Origin of the sequence: Streptomyces himastatinicus ATCC 53653 (assembly GCF_000158915.1) — a bacterium.
GTDB lineage: Bacteria > Actinomycetota > Actinomycetes > Streptomycetales > Streptomycetaceae > Streptomyces > Streptomyces himastatinicus.
Map to the genome: position 1 here is coordinate 684,113 of NZ_GG657754.1, position 21,639 is coordinate 705,751.

Genomic DNA, 21,639 nt, shown 5'->3' on the forward strand with positions numbered 1-21,639 from the left:
AGGCCGGCCCGCCCCGCAGGGACCGCACCCGCAGGAGATGCTCGTCGAGGGCGGCGCCGGTCCTGGCGGAGACCACCCAGGGCACCGCGTCGGGCACGATCGGCACCGGGTCGGCGCCGCTCTCCGGCGCCCCCGGGGCCTCGGGGGCCCCGGGGGCCTGTTCCAGGACGACATGGGCGTTCGTACCGCTGATCCCGAACGACGACACCCCCGCGCACCGGGCCCGGCCGGTCTCCGGCCACGCGATGGTCTCGCGCAGCAGCGCGACCCGGCCGGCGGACCAGTCCACCCGCGTGGAGGGCCTTTCGGCGTGCAGCGTACGGGGCAGCGTGGCGTGGCGCATCGCCTGGACCATCTTGATGACCCCGGCGGCTCCGGCGGCCGCTTGCGTGTGGCCGATGTTCGACTTGAGCGAGCCCAGCCACAGCGGGCGGTCCGGCTCCCGGCCCTGGCCGTAGGTGGCGAGCAGCGCCTGCGCCTCGATGGGGTCCCCGAGCCGGGTCCCGGTGCCGTGCGCCTCGACCACGTCCACGTCGGAGGTGGTCAGCGCGGCGTTCTCCAGTGCCTGCCGGATGACCCGCTCCTGCGCCGTTCCGTTCGGTGCCGTCAGGCCGTTCGAGGCGCCGTCGGAGTTCACCGCGCTGCCGCGCACCACCGCGAGTACGGGATGACCGTGCCGCCGCGCGTCCGACAGCCGTTCGACGACTAGCACCCCGACGCCCTCGGACCAGCCGGTGCCGTCCGCCTGCTCGGAGAACGCCTTGCACCGCCCGTCCGGGGCCAGCCCGCCCTGCCTGCCGAACTCCGGGAAGATCGCCGGGTCCGACAGCACCGTGACCCCGCCGACGACGGCGAGCGAGGACTCCCCGCCGCGCAGCGACCGCACCGCCATGTCCAGCGCGACCAGCGAGGACGAGCACGCGGTGTCCACTGTGACGGCCGGGCCCTCCAGACCCAGGGTGTAGGCGAGACGGCCGGAGAGAACGCTGGCCGCGGTGCCGGTCATCACGTGGCCCTGCTGGTCGTCACCGTCCGCGTCCCGCGGCTGCCGGTAACCCCAGTGGTAGGTGCCGACGTACACGCCGGAGCGGCTGCCGCGCAGGGTCAGCGGGTCGATCCCGGCCCGTTCCAGCGCCTCCCAGGACACCTCCAGCAACAGCCTCTGCTGCGGGTCCATCGCCGCGGCCTCGCGCGGGGAGATGCCGAAGAAGCCCGGGTCGAACTCGGTCGCCCCGGCCAGGAATCCGCCCTCGTGGGTGGGGCTGCCGCCCGGGCCGTCGCCGTGCAGAGCGCTCAGGTCCCAGCCGCGGTCGGTGGGAAACCCCGTGATGGCGTCCCCGTCGGCGCGGACCAGTTCCCACAGCTCCTCTGGGGAGCCGACCCCGCCGGGCAGGCGGCAGCCCATGCCGACGATCGCGATGGGTTCGCCGGCGCGCTGCTCCAGTTCCTCGACCCGCGCCCGCGCCCGCCGCAGGTCGGCGGTGACCCGCCTGAGGTACTCGACGATTTTGCCCTGCTGGTCTTCTGGCACCGGACCGTCCTCACGGCTCAACGAAAGTGTGACTGCTTACTGGGGTTCGAATTCCTCGTCGATGAGGTCGAGCAATCGGTCCACCGGCAGCGAATCGATGTCCTCGGTGGAGACCCGATCGGGCATCGGATCGGGCGGTTTCGCGTCGGGGTCGGTGTCGTCCGCCTGACCGTCACCCATGCGGTCCGCCAAATGGTCCGCGACCGACGTGGGCGTCGGATGGCTGAACACGAGGGTGTCGGGCAGTCTCAGCCCGGTGACCGCGCCGAGCCGCGCGCGCAGTTCGGTCTCGGTCAGTGAGTCGAAGCCCAGTTCCCGGAAGGCCAGGTTCGCGTCCACCTGGCCGGGGTCCGCGTGGCCCAGCACCGCGGCCGCCTCGGCACGCACCAGGTCGAGCAGGACGCGGGCCCGTCGAGCGGCGGGCATGCCCCGCAGCTCCTCCGACCGCGGCGCGGCGACTCCTGGTCGCTCGGCGGGCCGGTCGGCGTCGTACTCGGCGGCGGGTTCGGTCGCCGGGGGCAGGTCGCCGAGTTGCGGCACCGGGCGTACGAACAGGGTGTCGACCGACAGTACCGGCTCCCCGCCCGGTTCGACGGCCTCGATCGCCAGCGAACCGTCCCGCTGGGCCGAGAGCCGCACACGCAGTGCCGTGGCACCGGACGCGTGCAGGGAAAAGCCGTGCAGGTACGAGGGAAGGCCGATGTCGGCGCCGGGCGGGGTGGCGTGCCGGGCGGCGTCCAGCAGCGCGGGATGCAGGACGAACGCGGCCGTGTCGGCTCCCGGTGGCAGGACCACCTCGGCGAACACGTCCGCGCCGCGCCGCCAGGCCGCGCGCAGCCCCTGGAGCATCGGCCCGTAGGAGAATCCGGCCTCGGCCCACCGCCGCCGGAAACTCTCGGCCTCGACCGGCTCGGCCCCCGGAGGCGGCCATGCGGCCGTGTCGAGCCCGCGGTCCGCGCCGCTCTTGGGGGCGAGCACACCGAAGGCGTGCTCGATCCACGGCGCGCCGAAGGCCGGGACGGGCCGCGCGTGCATGGTCACCGGCCGCCGTCCCGATTCCCGGGCGGCCCCGACCCGCAGCTGAAGTTCCACCGCCCCGGATTCGGGCAGGACGAGCGGCGAGGTGAGGACAAGCTCTTCGAGGTGGGCGCACCCGGCCTCGTCACCGGCCCGGACGGCCAGTTCCGCCAGGGCCGTGCCGGGCAGCACGACCCGGCCGCACACGTTGTGGTCGGCCAGCCATGGCTGCGCGGCCACCGAGACGCGGCCGCCGCACACCAGGCCGGCGTCCTCGGCGAGTTCCACGACCGTGCCCAGCAACGGGTGTCCCGAGCCGTTCCGGGACGTGCCGCTTCCCTCCGCCCGGACGGTCGGCCAGAAGCGTTCGTGCTGGAAGGCGTAGGTCGGAAGGTCCACCCGGCGTGCGCCCGTGCCCGCGAAGAACACGCGCCACGCCACCGGCACCCCGGCCACGTGCAGCCGGCTCAGCGCGGTCACCAACGCGGCCTCCTCACCCCGGTCCCCGCGCAGGGCGGGCACCGCGGTCACCCGCGTATCGGCCAGGTCGTCCCCGGCCATGGCGGACAGCGTGCCGTCCGGGCCGAGTTCCAGCAGGACGGTGGCGCCCGCCTCGCGGAGGGTGGTGAGGCCGTCGCCGAAGCGGACGGTGTCGCGGATGTGGCGCACCCAGTACTCCGGCGAGCACAGCTCCCCGCCCGTCGCGAGCCGCCCGGTCAGGTTCGACACCACGGGGACGCGCGGCTCCTGGAACTCCAGGCGCTCCACCGTGCGCCGGAACTCCGCGAGCATCGGGTCCATCAGCGGCGAGTGGAAGGCGTGCGACACGGACAGCCGGGTGGTCTTGCGGCCTCCGGCCGCCAGCGTACCGGCGATCCGCACAACCTCGCGCTCCGCTCCGGCGAGCACCACCCGCGACCGGCCGTTGACCGCCGCGATCGACACGCGGTCGGTCAGTAGCGGCCGCACTTCGTTCTCGGTGGCCCGCACCGCGACCATGGCTCCGCCGTCCGGCAGCGCCTGCATCAGCCCGGCGCGCGCGGCCACCAGGCGGCACGCGTCGGCGAGCGAGAACACCCCGGCCACGTGTGCCGCCGTCACCTCGCCGATCGAATGCCCGGCCAGTAGGTCCGGCGTCACGCCCAGCGACTCCACGAGCCCGTACAGGGCCACTTCGACGGCGAACAGCGCGGGTTGGGCGAACCCGGTCCGGTCGAGCAGGTCCGGGTCCCCGCCCCACAGCACGTCCCGCAGCGGCACGTTCGTCCGCAGCAGGTCCGTATGGCGGTCGAATTCCGCCAGCACCGCGTCCAGCCGCTCGGCGAACACCGGGAAACGGCCGTACAACTCCCGTCCCATGCCGAGTCGTTGGGTGCCCTGCCCCGCGAACACCACCGCCGTCCGGCTCTTCCCGGCGACGCCGCGCGCCGCTTCGGACCGGCTCTCGCCGGCGGCGAGCAGGACCGCCCGGTGATCGAACGCCGAACGGCCGGTGGCCAAGGAGAATCCGACATCGACGGCCGCATGGGGATCCGTTGTGGACACCGGAGTGGACCGGATCCGGTCCAACTGGGCGTCCAGCGCGGCCTCGGTCCTGGCCGACACCACCCACGGCACCACGGCCGGAGAGACCTCCGGGTTCCGCTCGGGCTCGTCGACCGGTGCGACCGGCGGCGCCTGTTCGAGGATGACGTGCGCGTTGGTTCCGCTGATGCCGAACGAGGACACCCCGGCGCGGCGCGGCCGGCCGGTATCCGGCCACGCGGTGTTCTCACGCAGCGGTTCGACCGCCCCCGCCGCCCAGTCCACCTGGGCCGTGGGCACGTTCAGGTGCAGGGTGCGCGGGAGCGTCCCGTGCCGCAGCGCCAGCACCGTCTTGATCACGCCCGCCACGCCCGCCGCCGCCTGCGCGTGGCCGAGGTTCGGCTTCAGCGAGCCGAGATACAGCGGGCGGGTCCGGCCCTGGCCGTACGTGGTGAGCAGGGCCCGCGCCTCGACCGGGTCGCCCACTCGGGTGCCGGTGCCGTGCGCCTCCACCGCGTCCACCTCGGAGGTGCCCAGCGCGGCGTCCTCGAGTGCCTGCCGGATCACCTGTTCCTGGGAGGCGCCGTTCGGCGCGGTCAATCCGCGTGAGGCGCCGTCGGAGTTCACCGCGCTGCCGCGCACGACGGCGAGCGCCGGGTGGCCGTGGCGCCGCGCGTCGGACAGCCGCTCCAGCAGCAGTACGCCCACGCCTTCGGCCCACACGGTGCCGTTCGCGTCGTCGGAGAAGGCCCGGCACCGGCCGTCCGGCGCGAGCCCGCCCTGCCGGGAGTAGCCGACGAGACCCCGCGGGGTGGACATGACGGTCGCGCCGCCGGCCAGCGCCAGCGAGCACTCTCCCGCCCGCAGCGCCCGCGCCGCGCAGTGCAGCGCCACCAGCGAGGACGACGACGTGGTGTCCACCGTGATCGCCGGGCCCTCCAGGCCGAGGAAGTAGGCGAGCCGGCCGGTCGCCACGCCCGGCGAGGTGCCGGTGACGGCGTGCCCGGCCAGATCCTCCTCCGCCCGCTGGACGACCAGTGCGTAGTCCTCGCCGCTGGTGCCGATGAACGCACCCGAGCGGCTGCCGCGCAGGGACAGCGGGTCGATTCCCGCCCGCTCGACCGCCTCCCAGGACACCTCGAGCAGCAATCGCTGCTGCGGGTCCATGGCCAGGGCCTCGCGCGGGCTGATCCCGAAGAAGCCGGGGTCGAACTCCGCCGCGCCGCGCAGGAAGCCGCCCCGCTGGGACGCGCTGCGGCCCGGGCCGTCGCCGGCGAGGGCGGCCAGGTCCCAGCCCCGGTCGGCGGGGAGGCCGCCGGTCGCGTCCTGCCCCGACACGACGAGGTTCCACAGGCCTTCGGGAGTATCGATCCCGCCTGGGTATCGGCACGCCATTCCGACGATCACTACCGGATCGCCGGAGGGCTCGGTGCCGGGCCTGACCGTCATGACGCCGTACCGCCTCTGAGAAAGTCGGACGAGTGAAGTTCAGCCCGGAGGCTAAGGCCGCGGGATCTTTACATTCCCTTAGACCTTGCGGCGGATGGAGCTACGCGCCACCGCCGGATTCCAGGGTGGTGAGCCATTCCTCCATCAGGCGTGCGGTCTCCCGGGAGTCGTCGGCGATCAGCGTCAGGTGATCGGCGTCGATCAGGCGCGTGGTGGAGGCCGGGACCGCGGGCACCGTATCCCCGTGCCCGACCCCGGGCAGCGACTCCGCGCACCGGATGAGCAGGCTCGGCACCGAGGTCGTGTACCGCTCCGCGCCTCCGGTGGTCATCCGTATGAACCAGTACGCCATCGCCGACAGCCGGGCGCTGTTCAGCTTCACCGACGGGGAGTCGATGCCGGCGAGGTAGTTGCTCTGGACCACGTCCCAGTCGACCTGCTCCCCGGCCTCGTACTGGAGGCTGAGGGTGTCGAGCATGATGACTCCCTCGGGGCGGACGCCCCAGACCTCCTCCAGCACGCCCGCGGCCCGGTAGGCGAAGGTGCCGCCGGTGGAGTAGCCGACGAGGACGAACGGCTCGCCGTCACTGGCCAGCAGCGCGCTCTCCGCGATCAGCCGGGCCGCGGTTTCGCTCGTGGCGGGCAGCGGCTCGCCCTCGGCGAAGCCGAGCAGCGGCAGCGCGGAGACGTGTCGGTCGCCGCGGAACCGGGAGGCGATCCGGGCGTACTGGTGGACGCCTCCGTTCGCGCCGGGGGCGCTGATGCAGATCAGCCGGGGCTTGCCCGGGCCCGTGGCCAGGGTCACCGGCTGCGGCAGCTCTTCGACCTCGGCGGACACCTCGCAGGACGGCCGGGTGGCGGCGACGGCCATCAGCAGCCGCATCGCCTCCAGCTGCCTGCCGGAGTTCACGGTGTCGAAGAACATGCCGACCAGCGAGTCCTGGGCGTTCTCCCGGACGGCGGTGAGCGCTCCGGGTTCGGCGGCCGCGCTCATGCCGCCCTGGTGCGCGAGCCGGTCGCGTAGCCACTGGGCGAGCCCGGCGGGCGTCCGGGTCTCGAACACCACCGAGGTCGGCACCCGCATGCCGAGCGCCTCACCGAGCTGGTTGCGCAATTCGAGCGCGATCAGCGAGTCGAAGCCCATGGTGAGGAACGCGCCCTGCGGATCGATCGCGTCCGCGTCGCGCCGGCCGAGCAGTACGGCCGATGTGCCGACCACCAAGTCCACCAGCAGTTTCTCCTGCTCGTCCGGATCGAGGCCGCGGAGCCGGTCCCGTACGGTGGCCAGCGGCCTCGCCGTCCCGGCCGCCGTGGCCCGGGAGCTGGGGATGAGGTTGCGCAGCAGCGGGTGCACCTGCTGGAGCGCCCGCGACCGGTCCACCAGGAGCGGAACCAGCTGGGCCTCGTCGCGCGTGAGGGCCGCGTCGAAGAGGGCCAGGCCCAGCTCCGGGGTCAGCGGTGGCGTGCCGGACCGGCTCATACGCTGGATGTCGGTCTCGGTGAGGTGGCCGGTCATTCCCGTGCGGCGGCCCCAGAAGCCCCACGCCAGCGAGGTGGCGGGCAGCCCCTGGCCGCGCCGGTGGGCCGCGAGGGCGTCGAGGTAGGCGTTGCCCGCGGCGTAGCTCGCCTGGGCCTGGCTGCCCATCACCCCGGACACCGAGGAGTACAGCACGAAGGCGGACAGGTCGAGTTCGCGGGTCGCCTCGTGCAGGTGCCAGGCGGCGTCGGCCTTGGGCCTCAGTACCGTGTCCACGCGCTCGGGGGTCAGTGAGGCGATCACGCCGTCGTCGAGCACGCCGGCCGTGTGCACCACCGCGGTCAGCGGATGCCGGGCCGGCACGTCGGCCAGCAGGCGGGCTATGGCGGCGGGGTCGGTGACGTCGCAGGCGGCGACGGACACTTCAGCGCCATGAGCGGTCAGTTCGTCGCGCAGCTCTGCCGCATCCGGCGCCTCGGCGCCCCGGCGGCCGGCCAGCAGCAGCCGCCGTACGCCGCGTTCGGCCACCAGGTGCCGGGCCAGTTCCCCGCCGAGGCCGCCGGTGCCGCCGGTGATGAGCACCGTGCCGTCGGGGTTCCAGGCCCGCCCGGACGGGGGCTGTGCGGGCACCCGCGTGAGCCGGGCGACCCGTGCGGTCCGTTTCCGCAGCAACCACTGCTCCTCGTCGGCGGCCAGCAGACCGGACAGCGCCCCGGCCGATATGTGCGCGTCGTCGAGGTCGACCAGCAGGAAGCGGCCGGGGTTCTCCGACTGTGCGGACCGCACCAGGCCCCACACCGCCGCCGCGGCCAGGTCGGTGACGTCCTCACCGTCCGCGGCCATGGCGCCGCGGGTGACGAATACGAGCCGCGAGCGGGCGAACCTCTCCTCGGCCAGCCACTCCTGCATCAGCGCCAGCGCCCGGTGCGTGGCTTCGTGTACGGCCTCGGGGCCGGGGCCCCCCGCGACCGGGACCACGAAGCCGTTCGGCACGGGTCCGTTGTCGCCGCCCTCGCCGATCGCGTCGGCCAGGGTCTCGGCGTAGGCGGTGATGGTCTCGCCGGCCAGGGCCATCGCGTTGCCCAGGTCGTGCTGGTCGTCTCCGATGACGGCCCACCGTGCCCCGGCGAGGGGTGTGGGATCGGTCGGGGCGGGGACCCATTCGACCCGGTAGAGCGAGTCGAGCGGGTCCCTCCCGGCGGGCGTATCCGGCTGGGCCGATGGCGGCCGGAGCGTCAGCGAGTCCACCGAGATCACCGGTGTGCCCTCGACGTCGGTCGCGGCCAGCGTGACGGTGTCCGGGCCGGTGCGCACCAGCCGGGCACGCAGGACGGACGCACCGGTGGCGTGCAGTACGGCCCCGTTCCATGAGAAGGGCAGGGCGCACTCGCCCTTGTCCTCACCGGCGAACGCGGCGGCGTGCAGCACCGCGTCGAGCAGCGCCGGGTGCATCCCGAAGCCGTCCGCGTCCCTTGCCTCGTCCGGCAGGACGACTTCCGCGAACGCCTCCTCGCCACGGCGCCAGACGGACCGCAAGCCGCGGAAGGCCGGTCCGTACTCCAGGCCCGCCCGGGCGTGGCGCTCGTGGAGCCCATCGAGGTCGACCGGGGTCGACTCGGGCGGTGGCCAGACCGTCGCGTCGAACTCCGCGGCCGGGGCGCCGACGGCATCGGAGGTGAGCACGCCGGTCGCGTACAGGTGCCAGTCCCCGCTCGCGGCGTCGGCGGGCCGTGCGTAGAGCCGGATGTTCCGGTGGCCCCTCTCGTCGGGCTCGCCCACCTGTGCTTGGACCTGGGTCGCGCCCTGCGCGGGGAGCATCAGCGGCGTGGTGATGGTGAGCTGCTCGACACGGTCGCAGCCGGCCTGGTCGCCGGCGCGGATGGCCAGTTCCAGGAATCCGGTGCCGGGGAAGTACGCCGAGCCGCCGGACCGGGGCTCGGTCAGCCAGGGGTGGGTGGCCTGGGAGAGGGTCCCGGTCAGCACGATGTCGTCCGAGCCCGCCACGTTCACCGTCGCGCCGATCAGCGGATGGTCGGTCGGGGCGAGGCCCACGCCGGACAGGTCCGCCGGGACGGTCGAGCCCGACGGCCAGAACCGCTCGCGCTGGAAGGCGTACGTCGGCAGGTCCACCCGCCGGGCGCCGGTGCCCGCGAAGAACGCCTGCCAGTCCACGGGCACGCCCCTCACGTGGAGCCGCGCGAGCGCGGTGACCGCCGCCGTCTCCTCCGGGCGGTCCGCGCGCAGCACGGCCACGGCCACGGCCGCCTCCGGCGCCGACTCCTGGACCATGGCCGACAGCACGCCGTCCGGGCCCAGTTCGAGGAACGTTCGCACGTCCGCGTCGGCCAGTGTCCGGACGCCGTCGGCGAACCGTACGGTCTCGCGGACGTGGCGCACCCAGTAGTCGGGCGAGCGCAGCTCACCGGCCGTGGCGAGCCGCCCGGTCAGGTTCGAGACGACCGGGATGCGCGGTTCGTGGAAGGTGAGCCCGACGATTGCCGCACGGAACTCGTCCAGCATCGGGTCCATCAGCGGCGAGTGGAACGCGTGGCTGACCGCCAGCCCGCTCGTCCGGCGATCCTCGAACCCTGCCACGATCTCCGCGACCGCCGATTCCTCACCGGACAGCACCACCGACGACGGCCCGTTCACCGCCGCGACCGACACCCGGTCGGACACCAGCGGCCGCACCTCGTCCTCGGTCGCCTCGACCGCCACCATCGCCCCGCCACCGGGCAGGGCCTGCATCAGCCGGGCCCTCGCCGACACCAGCGCGCAGGCGTCGGCGAGGGACAGCACTCCCGCGACGTGAGCGGCGGCGATCTCACCGACCGAGTGGCCGGCCACGAACTTCGGCGCGATGCCCACGGATTCGGCCAGCCGGAACAGCGCCACCTCGACAGCGAACAGGGCGGGCTGAGCGGCCCCGGTCCGGTTCAGCGCCTCGGCGTCCTCGCCCCACATCACCTCGCGCAGCGCGGGATCGAGCTCGGCCAGCACCGCGTCCAGGGCCTGCGCGAACACCGGGAACCGGGCGTACAGCTCCCGTCCCATGCCGAGCCGCTGCGCACCCTGCCCGGAGAACAGCACCGCCGGCGCGCCCTGGCCGACCACGCCCCGGGCGGCCTCGGCCACTCCGTCCTCGGAGGCCAGCAGCACCGCCCGGTGGTCGAACGCCGACCGTTCCGTGGCGAGCGAGAACCCGATGTCCAGCGGAGCGCGTTCGGCGGTCCCGGCCGCGGTGGAGCGCACCCGGTCCACCTGGGCTTCGAGGGCCGTCTCGCTCTTGGCCGACACCACCCACGGCACGACGCCGGGCGTGACGGTGGGTGGTTCGGCATCTTCCGCCGGCTCCCGCGGGGCCTGTTCGAGGATCACGTGGGCGTTGGTGCCGCTGATGCCGAACGAGGACACCCCGGCGCGGCGGGGGCGCCCCGCCTCCGGCCATGCGGCGTTCTCGGTCAGCAGCTCAACGGCTCCCGCCGACCAGTCCACGTGTGACGACGGCTCGTCCACGTGCAGCGTCCGTGGCAGCACGCCGTGGCGTATCGCCATGACCGTTTTGATCAGCCCGGCCGCGCCGGCGGCGGCCTGGGTGTGGCCGATGTTGGACTTCACCGTGCCCAGCAGCAGCGGGCGCGTCCGGTCCTGGCCGTAGGTCGCCAGCAGGGCCTGCGCCTCGATCGGGTCGCCGAGGGTGGTGCCGGTGCCGTGCGCCTCCACCGCGTCCACGTCCGTCGGGGTCAGGCCGGCGCTCGCCAGGGCCTGCCGGATCACGCGCTGCTGGGAGGGGCCGTTGGGCGCCGTCAGTCCGTTGGACGCGCCGTCCTGGTTGAGCGCGCTGCCCCGCACGACCGCGAGGACGGGATGGCCGCCCCGCCGCGCGTCGGACAGCCGCTCCACGACCAGCACGCCGACCCCCTCGGACCAGCCGGTGCCATCGGCGGAGTCCCCGAACGCCTTGCACCGCCCGTCCGGGGCGAGCCCGCCATGGTGCTTGAACCCCGCGAAGCTGGCCGAGGTGGTCATGACCGTCACGCCACCGGCCAGCGCCAGCGAGCACTCACCGCCCCGCAGAGCCTGGGCGGCCATGTGCAGCGACACCAGCGACGACGAGCAGGCCGTGTCGACGGTGACCGCCGGTCCTTCCAGGCCGAAGGCGTAGGACACCCGACCCGACATCACGCTGGGGCCGAGCATGACGCCCCGGCCCTCCATGTCCCGGGCGCGGGCGATCACATGCATGTAGTCCACGCCGTTGCTGCCGACGAACACGCCGGTCCTGCTGCCCCGCAGCCCGACGGGGTCGATGCCGGACCGCTCGATCGCCTCCCACGCGGTCTCCAGCAGCAGCCGCTGCTGCGGGTCCATGCCCAGTGCCTCACGCGGCGAGATGCCGAAGAACTCCGGGTCGAAGTCGGCGGCGTCGTAGAGGAATCCGCCCTCGCCCTGCAGGTCCCAGCCGCGGTCGGTGGGGAAGTCCGAGATGGCGTCGCGGCCGGAGGAGACCAGGTCCCACAGCTGATCGGGCGAGTCGACGCCGCCGGGGAAGCGGCAGGCCATGCCGACGATCACGACCGGGTCGTCGGCGCCGTCGGGGACACCGGCGGGTGCCACGACGAGCGCCGCTTCGTCACCCTCGGTCCCGTGGCCCATCAGTTCGGCCGCGAGGTGCTCGGCCAGTGCCTGGGGCCTCGGGTAGTCGAAGAGCAGGCTCGCGGGCAGCGCGAGGCCGGTGGCGCGGGCCAGTTGGTTGCGCAGCTCCATCGAGGTCAGCGAGTCGAAGCCGTGGTCCTGGAAGACCCGCTCCACGCTGATGGCGTCCGGGCCGGCGTGCCCGAGGACCCCGGCCGCGTGCGTCCGGATCAGGTCCAGCAGCTGCGTCGTACGCTCGGACTCCGGCGCCGCGTACAGCTGCCGCCGCAGGTCGGAGGCCGCCGACTCGCTCTCGCGCCGGACGTCGCGGGCCGACCGCCGCGCTTCGCGGGCGGCGGGCAGTGCGCTCAGCGACGCGCTGGGCCGCAGGCTGAACAGCGCCTCCAGTACGTCCTGCTGCCCCAGGTCGGCGACCACCGTGACCGGGTCGGGTGCGGCGACCAGTTCGGCCAGCACGCCGAGAGCCAGCCCGGGTTCCAGCACCGTGGTGCCGGTCTCGTGCAGCACCTCCTCGATGCCGGCGGCCATCCCGCCGCCCTCCCAGGCGCCCCAGGCGATGGAGGTCGCGGGCAGGCCCTGCGCCCGGCGCTGCTGGGCCAGCGCGTCGAGCACCGTGTTGGCCGCGGCGTAGTTCGCCTGGCCCGGGTTGCCGACGGCACCGGCCACCGAGGAGAACAGGGCGAATACGGACAGGTCCCGGTCGCGGGTGAGCTCGTCGAGCAGCATGGCCGGGGAGACCTTCGCCCGGAACACCGTGCCGAAGCGCTGCGGGGTCAGCCCGTTGAGCACGGCGTCGTCCAGTACGCCGGCGGCGTGCACGATCCCGGTCAGCGGGAATTCCTCGGGGATGGCCGCCAGGGCGGCCTCCAGCTCGGCGCGGTTCGCGGTGTCGCAGGCGGCGATGGTGACGCGCGCGCCGAGCGCGGTCAGTTCCGCCTCCAGGTCCGCCGCGCCCGGCGACTGGGGACCGCGGCGGCTGAGCAGCAGCAGGTGTTCCGCGCCGTGCTCGGCCAGCCAGCGGGCCAGGTGCGCACCGAGCGCGCCGGTGCCGCCGGTGATGAGCACCGTGCCGGCGGGCTGCCAGGTCGGCGCCGCGTCGTGGGAGGGGGCGGGCAGCAGCCGCCTGCCGAACACGCCGGAGGCGCGGATGGCGACCTGGTCCTCGTCGCCGGGCCCGCCGAGGATGCCGATGAGCCGCCGGAGCGTACGGTCGTCCGGCTCCGGTGGCAGGTCGATCACGCCGCCCCAGCGGTCCGGGTACTCCAGGGCGGCGACCCGGCCGAGTCCCCAGAGCGCGGCCTGCCGCGGGCTGGTGACGGGGTCGTTCTCGTCCACCGACACGGCGCCGCGGGTCAGCGCCCAGACCCGGCTGTGGATCCCGGCGTCGTCGAGGGCCTGCACGAGTACGGCGGTGTCGACCAGCCCCACCGGCACGCTCGACCAGCGGCGTGCCTCGTTCGCCGCAAGCAGCGAGACCACTCCGGCGAACCTCGTGCCGCCCGCCTTCAACTCGCCCAGCTTCTGGGCGAGTTCGGAACGGTCGGGCCGCTTCTCCAGCGTCACCGGGACCACGTCCGGGCCGAGCCCGTCCAGCACCGACCGCACCCACGGGGTGTCGGTTTCCGGCCCGTCGTGGGGCAGCGCCACCAGCCATACGCCCGGCAGGGCGGCCGCGGACGCGCCGCGCAGCGGCTGCCAGCTCTCCCGGAACCGCAGCGAGTCGGCGAGCGAACGGGCCCGTCGCTTGGCGCGCCAGGCCGACAGCGCGGGCACCACGCCGCCCAGCGCGTCGGTGTCGATGTCCAGGCGGGCCGCCAGGGACGGCAGGTCCTCGCGCTCCACCGCGGCCCAGAACTCGGCATCCGCCCCGTCCCGCCGCGCCGGAGAGCGGGACGGACCCGGCCGCCTCCGGCCAGTACCGCTCGCGCTGGAAGGCGTACGTCGGAAGGTCGGTCCGGTGGGCGCCGGTGTCCGCGAAGAACGCCCGCCAGTCCACACCGGCCCCGGCCACGTGCAGCCTGGCCAGGCCGGTGACGGCCGCTGATTCCTCGTCGCGGTCCTTGCGCAGCAGGGGAACGACGGCGATGCGCTCCGGCACGGACTCGCGCATCAGCGGCGCGAGCACCCCGTCCGGGCCAAGTTCGAGCAGCACACCGGCACCGGCGGCGGCCAGCGCCCGTACGCCGTCGGCGAACCGTACGGTCTCGCGGACGTGCCGCACCCAGTAGTCGGGCGAGCGCAGCTCGTCGGGAGTGGCGAGCGCGCCGGTCAGGTTGGAGACGATGTCGATCTCGGGCTGGTGGAAGGTCAGGCGCGCGACGACGGAGCGGAACTCTTCCAGCATCGGGTCCATCAGCGGCGAGTGGAAGGCGTGGCTGACCGCCAGCCTGCTGGTGCGGCGCCCCGTCAGGTGGGCGGTCACCTCGGCGACGGCGTCCTCCTCACCGGAGACGACCAGCGACGAGGGACCGTTGACGGCCGCGATCGACACCTGGTCGGTGAGCAGCGGCCGGACCTGGTCCTCGGTGGCCTCGACCGCCACCATGGCGCCGCCGGCGGGCAGAGCCTGCATCAGCCGGGCGCGGGCCGCGACCAAGCGGCAGGCGTCGGGGAGGGACAGTACGCCCGCGACGTGTGCGGCCGCCACTTCGCCGATCGAGTGCCCGGCGACGAACCGCGGGCGCACTCCCAGCGATTCGACCAGGCGGAACAGCGCCACGTCGACCGCGAAGAGGGCGGGCTGAGCGTGGCCGGTCCGGTCCAGCAGGTCCGCGTCCTCGCCCCAGATCACGTCGCGAAGCCGTTCCGGCCGCGACCCTGTGGGGCTTTCCGACGCCGTGGCCGGGGGCGGTGAGAACTCCGCGAGCACGGCATCCAACGCCTCCGCGAAGGCCGGGAAGCGGTCGTAGAGGCCGCGTCCCATGCCGAGGCGCTGTGCGCCCTGCCCGGAGAAGACGACGGCCACCGGCGCTTCCCCGGCCTCGCCCCGGGCGACTTCGAGGAGCCCCTCGTCGGAGGCCAGCAGCACGGCACGGTGCTCGAACGCCGACCGGGCGGTGGCGAGGGAGAAACCGACGTCGAGCGGCGAGCACTTCGGGTTCTGTGCCGCGAACCGCTTCACGCTCTCCACCTGCGCGGCCAGCGCGGCCTCGGTCCTGCCCGCGACGGGCCAGGGCACCGCGCCGGGCACCGGAGCGAGGCCCTCGACGGCCTCCGGTTCGTCCGGCGTGTGCTGTTCCAGGATGACGTGGGCGTTGGTGCCGCTGATCCCGAACGAGGACACTCCCGCCCGGCGTGGGCGGTCGGTCGGGGGCCATTCGGTGTCGGCGGTGAGCAGTTCGGCCGCGCCCTCGGTCCAGTCCACGTGGGACGAGGGGGTGTCGACGTGCAGCGTGCGCGGCAGCACTCCGTGCCGCATGGCCATGACCGTCTTGATGAGTCCGGCGGCGCCCGCCGCGGCCTGCGTGTGTCCGAGGTTCGACTTCACCGAGCCCAGGTACAGCGGCTGCTCCCGGTCCTGCCCGTACGTTGCGAGCAGGGCCTGGGCCTCGATCGGGTCGCCGAGGGTGGTGCCGGTGCCGTGCGCCTCCACAGCGTCCACGTCCGCCGGGGAGAGCCCGGCACTGGCGAGGGCCTGGCGTATCACCCGCTGTTGGGAGGGGCCGTTGGGCGCGGTGAGACCGTTGGACGCGCCGTCCTGGTTGACGGCGGAGCCCCGTACCACGGCGAGGATCTCGTGCCCGTTGCGTATCGCGTCGGACAGCCGTTCCACCATGAGCACGCCGACGCCCTCGGACCAGCTGGTGCCGTCCGCGGCCTCGGCGAAGGGCTTGCAGCGGCCGTCGGGCGCCAGCCCGCCCTGGATGCTGAACCCGGCGAAACTGGCGGGGGTCGCCATCACGGTGACCCCGCCCGCAAGCGCCAGGGAACACTCCCCGCTGCGCAGCGCGTGCGCGGCCAGGTGCAGCGACACCAGCGACGACGAGCACGCCGTGTCCACGGTGACGGCGGGGCCCACGAGGCCGAACACATAGGAAAGCCGCCCGGAGATCACGCTCGCCGCGAGCCCGGTCCCCCCGTGGCCGTCCATGTCCTCCTGCGCCTCGGCCACCAGCCGGACGTAGTCCTGGCCGTTGGTCCCGACGAACACGCCGGTCTGGCTGCCGCGCAGCGAGAGCGGGTCGATCCCGGTGCGTTCGATCGCCTCCCAGGACACTTCGAGCAGCAGCCGCTGCTGCGGGTCCATGGCCAGCGCCTCGCGCGGGCTGATCCCGAAGAAGCCCGCATCGAAGTCGGCCGCGTCGTGGAGGAATCCGCCTTCGCCGGTGACGCTGCGGCCGCGGCCGTCCCCGCCGAGCACCGTGGCATCCCAGCCGCGATCGGTCGGGAAGCCGGAGATCGCGTCATCGCCCGAGGCCACCAGGTCCCAGAGCTGCTCCGGTGAGCGCACCCCGCCGGGGAAACGGCACGCCATGCCGACGATCGCCACCGGCTCGTGCCGGCCGGACTCGGCCTCCTCAAGCCGCCGCCGCGTCTGGTGCAGATCCGCGGTGACCCACTTCAGGTATTCGACGAGCTTCTCTTCGTCCGCCATGGTCAAGGCGCCTTTCCGCTTCCGCTTGAGTGATCGGCCGGGGGCCGGGGATCAGTGGTCCGTCGGCCGGCCGAGCTCACTGTCGATGAAGGCGAGGACCTCGTCGGCACTCGCCGCCTCGATCCGCTGCTGTACGTCCTGTTCGCCGGTCTCGGTGCCGGGGCCGGTACCGGTGCCGGTCACCCGCGCGAGCATCTTCCGCAGCCGCGCCGCGGCCCCGGCCCTGGCGGCCTCGCCGAGGTCTTCCGCCGACAGCGCTGCCGACAGTGCCGATTCCAGCCGGTCGAGTTCGGCGGGCAGGGCGGGGCCCGCGTCCGCCCGGGCGGGCTCGCCGAGGCGGGTGGCCAGGAAGTCGGCGACGGCGGCCGGTGTCGGATAGTCGAAGATCAGGGTCGCGGGCATCCGCAGCCCTGTCGTGGCGGTGAGCCGGTTGCGCAGCTCGAGCGCGGTGAGCGAGTCGAACCCGAGACGGTCGAACTCCCGCTCGACACCTACCTGGTCCGGCGAACCGTGCCCCAGTACGGCCGCGGCCTCGCCCCGTACCAGATCGGTGAGAAGGCGCACCCGCTCATGCTCGCGGGTGTCCGCCAGTCGCGCCGCCAGGTCGGCAGCCCGGTTGTCGGCGGCGGCGGTCCGGCGACCGGCGCGGACCAGGCCGCGCAGGATCGGGGGCACGGCGCCGGCGAACATCGTCGTGCTGGGACCGGCCTTGCCCGCCGTACGCATCACGATCAGGTTCGCCTCGTCGCGGCCGGTGGCGGCGTCGAAGAGGGCGAGGCCCTGTTCCAGGGTCAGCGGCGGCGTTCCGGACCGTTTCATGCGCTCGATGTGGGCGTCGCCCAGCCCGCTGGTCATGCCGGTGCCCTGCGCCCAGGGGCCCCACGCCAGCGATGTCGCGGCCAGCCCCGCACGCCTGCGGTGCTGGGCCAGCGCGTCGAGAAAGGCGTTGGCGGCGGCGTAGTTCGCCTGCCCGGGGCTGCCCATGACGCCCGCCACCGAGGAGTAGACGACGAACGCCGCGAGGTCCGCCGTCCGCGTCGCCTCGTGCAGATGCCACGCGGCGTCGACCTTGGGCCGCAGCACCGTGTCCACCCGCTCCGGGGTCAGCGCGTCGAGCACTCCGTCGTCGAGCACACCGGCCGTGTGCACCACCCCGGTCAGCGGGTGCGCGGCCGGGACCGCGCCCAGGAGTTCCCGTACGGCGACGGGGTCGGCGAAGTCGCAGGCTGCGAGGGACACCTCCGCGCCGTGGGCGGTCAGCTCCTCACGCAGCTCTGCGGCGCCCGGCGCCTCGGCGCCCCGGCGGCTCGCCAGCACCAGATGCCGGGCCCCACGCTCGGTCACCAGGTGCCGGGCCAGTTCGCGGCCCAGGCCGCCGGTGCCACCGGTGATCAGCACCGTGCCCTCCGGCCCCCAGAGGGAGCCGTTCCGGGCGGGCGCGGACGGTTCGGGCGCGTGCATCATGCGCGCGACCCGAACGGTCCCTTCCCGCACCATGAACTGCTCCTCGTCCGTACCCGGCAGGCTCGGCAGCACGGCCGCGGAGGCGGCCGAGCCGTCGAGATCGGCGAGCAGGAACCGGCCGGGGTTCTCCATCTGCGCGGACCGCACCAGGCCCCACACCGCCGCGGCGGCCAGGTCGGTGACGTCCTCGCCCTCCGACGCGACCGCTCCCCTGGTGACGAACACCAGGCGGGTGCGGGCCAGCCGGTCCTCGGCCAGGCACTCCTGCATCAGCGCCAGCACCCGATGCGTCACCTCGTGCACCGTCTCCGGGCCGCCATCCATAGGGCCCGCGACGGGTACCGCGAGAATCCGTGGTGCCACCGCGCCGCCACGATCGCGCACTTCGGCTAGGGACTTCACTGGTGTTGCGTCCTGACCGAGCGCGTCGGCCAGCCCGAGCTCGTCGGCCCCGAGGACGAACCAGGCGGAGTCGTCGGCGGCTGTCCCGGGCTCCGGCCGTTCCACCCACTCAAGATGGAACAGGGACTTCCGGTGGTCCGGGCCGGCCGGTGCGTCAGGCCGGGCCGCCGGAGGCCGCAGCACCACCGAGTCCGCAGAGAGGACCGGCGCGCCCTGCGCGTCGGCCGCGGCCAGGACGAGCCCGTCCGCTTCGCGGGTCAGCCGGGCCCGCAGCACCCGCGCGGACGCGGCGTGCAGCGACACCCCGCGCCACTCGGCCGGGAGCAGCCGTTCGCCGTCCTCCTCGGCGCCGGTGAACACCGCCGCGTGCAGCACGGAGTCCAGCAGTGCCGGGTGCAGGCCGAAGCCGTCGGCGTCGCGCACCTCGTCGGGCAGCGCGACCTCGGCATAGAGGTCCTTGCCGCGCCGCCAGACCCCCCGCAGGCCCTGGAATGCGGGCCCGTAGACCAGACCCGCGTCGGCGAAGCGCTCGTAGAGGTCGTCCAGCCCGATCCCGGTCGCGCCGGCCGGCGGCCACTGTGCCGCGTCGAAGCCGGCCCCCCGCTCCCCCGGTACGAGCCACCCGTGGGCGTGCGGCGTCCACGCGGCGTCGGGGTCGTCGGTGGGGCGCGCGTGGAACCACAGCTCCCGGCGCCCGGCGTCGTCGGGTTCGCCGACCCGCGCCTGAATCCGCACCGCGCCCCGCTCCGGCACCACCAGCGGCTCGGCCAGGGTCAGTTCCGCCACCCGCTCGCACTCGACCTGGTCGCCCGCGCGGATCGCGGCCTCCAGGAAGGCCGTGCCCGGCAGGATGACCGCACCGTCGACGGTGTACTCGGCGAGCCAGGGGTGGAGGGCGAGCGACAGGGTGCCGGTGAGGACCAGTTCCGCCGAGCCCGCGACGGCCATCACGGCGCCGAGCATGGGGTGTTCCGTCGGGGCCAGGCCGAGGCCGGCCGCGTCCGCGGAGCGCAGCGACGCCGTCGGCCAGAACCGCTCGCGCTGGAACGCGTACGTCGGCAGGTCGGTCCGGCGCGCCCCGGTGCCCGCGTAGAACACCCGCCAGTCCACCGGGGCGCCGGTGACGTGCAGGCGCGCGAGCGCGGTGGCCATGGCGGCTTCCTCGGACCGGTCCTTGCGCAGCGCGGGAACGACGGTGGTCCCGTCCGGCGCCGAACCCTGGATCATGGCCGAGAGCACGCCGTCGGGCCCGAGTTCGAGGAAGGTCTTCACGCCGCTCTCGGAGAGGGTCCGTACCCCGTCGGCGAACCGTACGGTCTCGCGGACGTGGCGTACCCAGTACTCCGGTGAGCACAGTTCACCGGCCGTCGCGAGCGCACCGGTCAGGTTCGACACCACCGGCATCGTGGGCTCGTGGAAGGTGAGGTCCCCGACAACCTTACGGAACTCCGCCAGCATCGGGTCCATCAACGGGGAGTGGAACGCGTGGCTGACCGCCAGCCCGCTCGTACGGCGGCCCTTCAACCGTGCGACGACCTCCGCGACCGCCGATTCCTCACCGGACAGCACCACCGACGACGGCCCGTTCACCGCCGCGACCGACACCCGCTCGGACAGCAACGACCGCACCTCGTCCTCGGTCGCCTCGACCGCCACCATCACCCCGCCACCGGGCAGGGCCTGCATCAACCGGGCCCGCGCCGACACCAGCCGGCACGCGTCGGCGAGGGACAGCACACCCGCCACATGTGCCGCGGCCACCTCACCGATCGAATGCCCCGCCACGAACCTCGGCACGACACCGAACGACTCCAGCAGCCGGAACAAGGCCACCTCGACCGCGAACAGCGCAGGCTGAGCACAACCCGTCGCATTCAGCGCCCTGACGTCCCCACCCCACATCACCTCACGCAACGCAGGATCGAACTCGGCCAACACCCCGTCCAAGGCCCGCGCGAACACCGGGAACCGGCCATACAACTCCCGCCCCATCCCGAGCCGCTGCGCACCCTGCCCCGAGAACACCACAGCAAGCGGACCCTCGGCAGCCACACCCCGCGCCACCTCGACCACACCATCCTCGACCACACCATCCGCACCATCCGCCGGGGACAGCAACACCGCCCGGTGGTCGAACACCGACCGACCCGTCGCCAGGGAGAACCCGACGTCCAACGGCAGCCGTCCGTCCGCGAAAGACCTGATCCGCTCCACCTGCGCATCGAGCGCCGCATCGCTCACGGCCGACACCGGCCACGGCACCACAGCCGGCCTGACCTCCGGCTCCCCACCGGCCTCCACCACCGGCTCGGGACCCTGCTCCAGGATCACATGCGCGTTCGTACCACTGATCCCGAACGAAGACACTCCCACCCGGCGCGGATGGTCCGTCTCCGGCCACGCCACGTTCTCCGTCAGCAGCTCAACGGCCCCCGCCGACCAATCCACATGGGACGACGGCTCGTCCACGTGCAACGTCCGCGGCAGCACCCCGTGCCGCATCGCCATGACCGTTTTGATCAGTCCGGCGGCGCCCGCCGCGGCCTGTGTGTGGCCGAGGTTGGACTTCACCGAGCCCAGGTAAAGCGGGTGCTCCCGGTCCTGCCCGTACGTCGCCAGCAGCGCCTGCGCCTCGATCGGATCGCCGAGAGAGGTGCCGGTGCCGTGCGCCTCCACCGCATCGACCTCCGCCGGATTCAACCCGGCACCGGCCAGCGCCTGGCGGATCACCCGCTGCTGCGAGGGGCCGTTCGGCGCGGTCAGACCGTTCGAGGCACCGTCCTGGTTCACCGCCGAGGACCGCACCACCGCGAGGATGTCGTGTCCGTTGCGCAGCGCGTCGGACTGCCGCTCGACCACCAGCATGCCGACGCCCTCGGACCAGCTGGTCCCGTTGGCGGCCTCGGCGAACGGCTTGCAGCGGCCGTCGGGCGCCAGCCCGCCCTGGATGCTGAACCCCTCGAAGCTCACGGAGGTCGTCATCACGGTGACGCCACCGGCCAGGGCCAGCGAGCACTCCCCGGCACGCAGGGCCTGCGCGGCGAGGTGCAATGACACCAGCGACGACGAGCACGCCGTGTCGACGGTGGACGCCGGGCCTTCCAGGCCGAAGACGTAGGACAGCCGACCGGAGAGCACACTCGCCGCCAGCCCGGTGCCGCGTGGCCTTCGACGTCCGCGGAGGACCGCATGACCAGCGTGGAGTAGTCATAGCCGCTGAGTCCGACGAACACTCCGGTCCTGCTGCCCCGCAGCGCCACCGGATCGATGCCCGCCCGCTCGACGGCCTCCCAGGACACTTCGAGCAGCAGCCGCTGCTGCGGATCCATGGCCAGCGCCTCACGCGGGCTGATCCCGAAGAAGCCCGCATCGAAGTCGGCCGCGCCGCGCAGGAACCCGCCCGCGGCGCCGTCGCCCTCCGCGTTCCCTTCCCAGCCCCGGTCCTCGGGGAAGCCGGAGATGGCGTCGCCGCCCGATTCGACGAACCGCCACAGATCCTCTGGCGAGTCCAGCCCGCCCGGGAAC

General features: G+C 73.9%; 4 protein-coding genes and 2 pseudogenes. All 6 read right to left on the reverse strand.

Going from position 1 to position 21,639, the window contains the following annotated elements; translation table 11 throughout:
• Window positions 1–1,531, reverse strand: a 1,531-nt coding sequence (locus tag SSOG_RS55520; RefSeq protein WP_245606202.1) for a type I polyketide synthase, incomplete at its 3' end; no start/stop codon positions are given.
• A gap of 36 nt (window positions 1,532–1,567) precedes the next feature.
• Window positions 1,568–5,443 (reverse strand): type I polyketide synthase, encoded by a 3,876-nt coding sequence (locus SSOG_RS02510; RefSeq protein WP_425385463.1) that lies wholly within the window; start codon window positions 5,441–5,443, stop codon window positions 1,568–1,570.
• Window positions 5,444–5,621: 178 nt separating this feature from the next.
• Window positions 5,622–13,496, reverse strand: a complete 7,875-nt coding sequence (locus SSOG_RS46510; RefSeq protein ID WP_245606203.1) for a type I polyketide synthase — start codon at window positions 13,494–13,496, stop codon at window positions 5,622–5,624.
• Window positions 13,497–13,518: 22 nt separating this feature from the next.
• Window positions 13,519–16,248: pseudogene (locus tag SSOG_RS55525) on the reverse strand (type I polyketide synthase); the annotation flags it as partial.
• Window positions 16,249–16,299: 51 nt separating this feature from the next.
• Complete coding sequence (locus SSOG_RS02520) at window positions 16,300–21,252, reverse strand: type I polyketide synthase (protein ID WP_009712628.1); 4,953 nt, start codon at window positions 21,250–21,252, stop codon at window positions 16,300–16,302.
• 92 nt (window positions 21,253–21,344) lie between these two features.
• Window positions 21,345–21,626 (reverse strand): annotated as a pseudogene (locus SSOG_RS58250) (beta-ketoacyl synthase N-terminal-like domain-containing protein); the annotation flags it as partial.
• Between the last annotated feature and the right edge of the window lie 13 nt (window positions 21,627–21,639).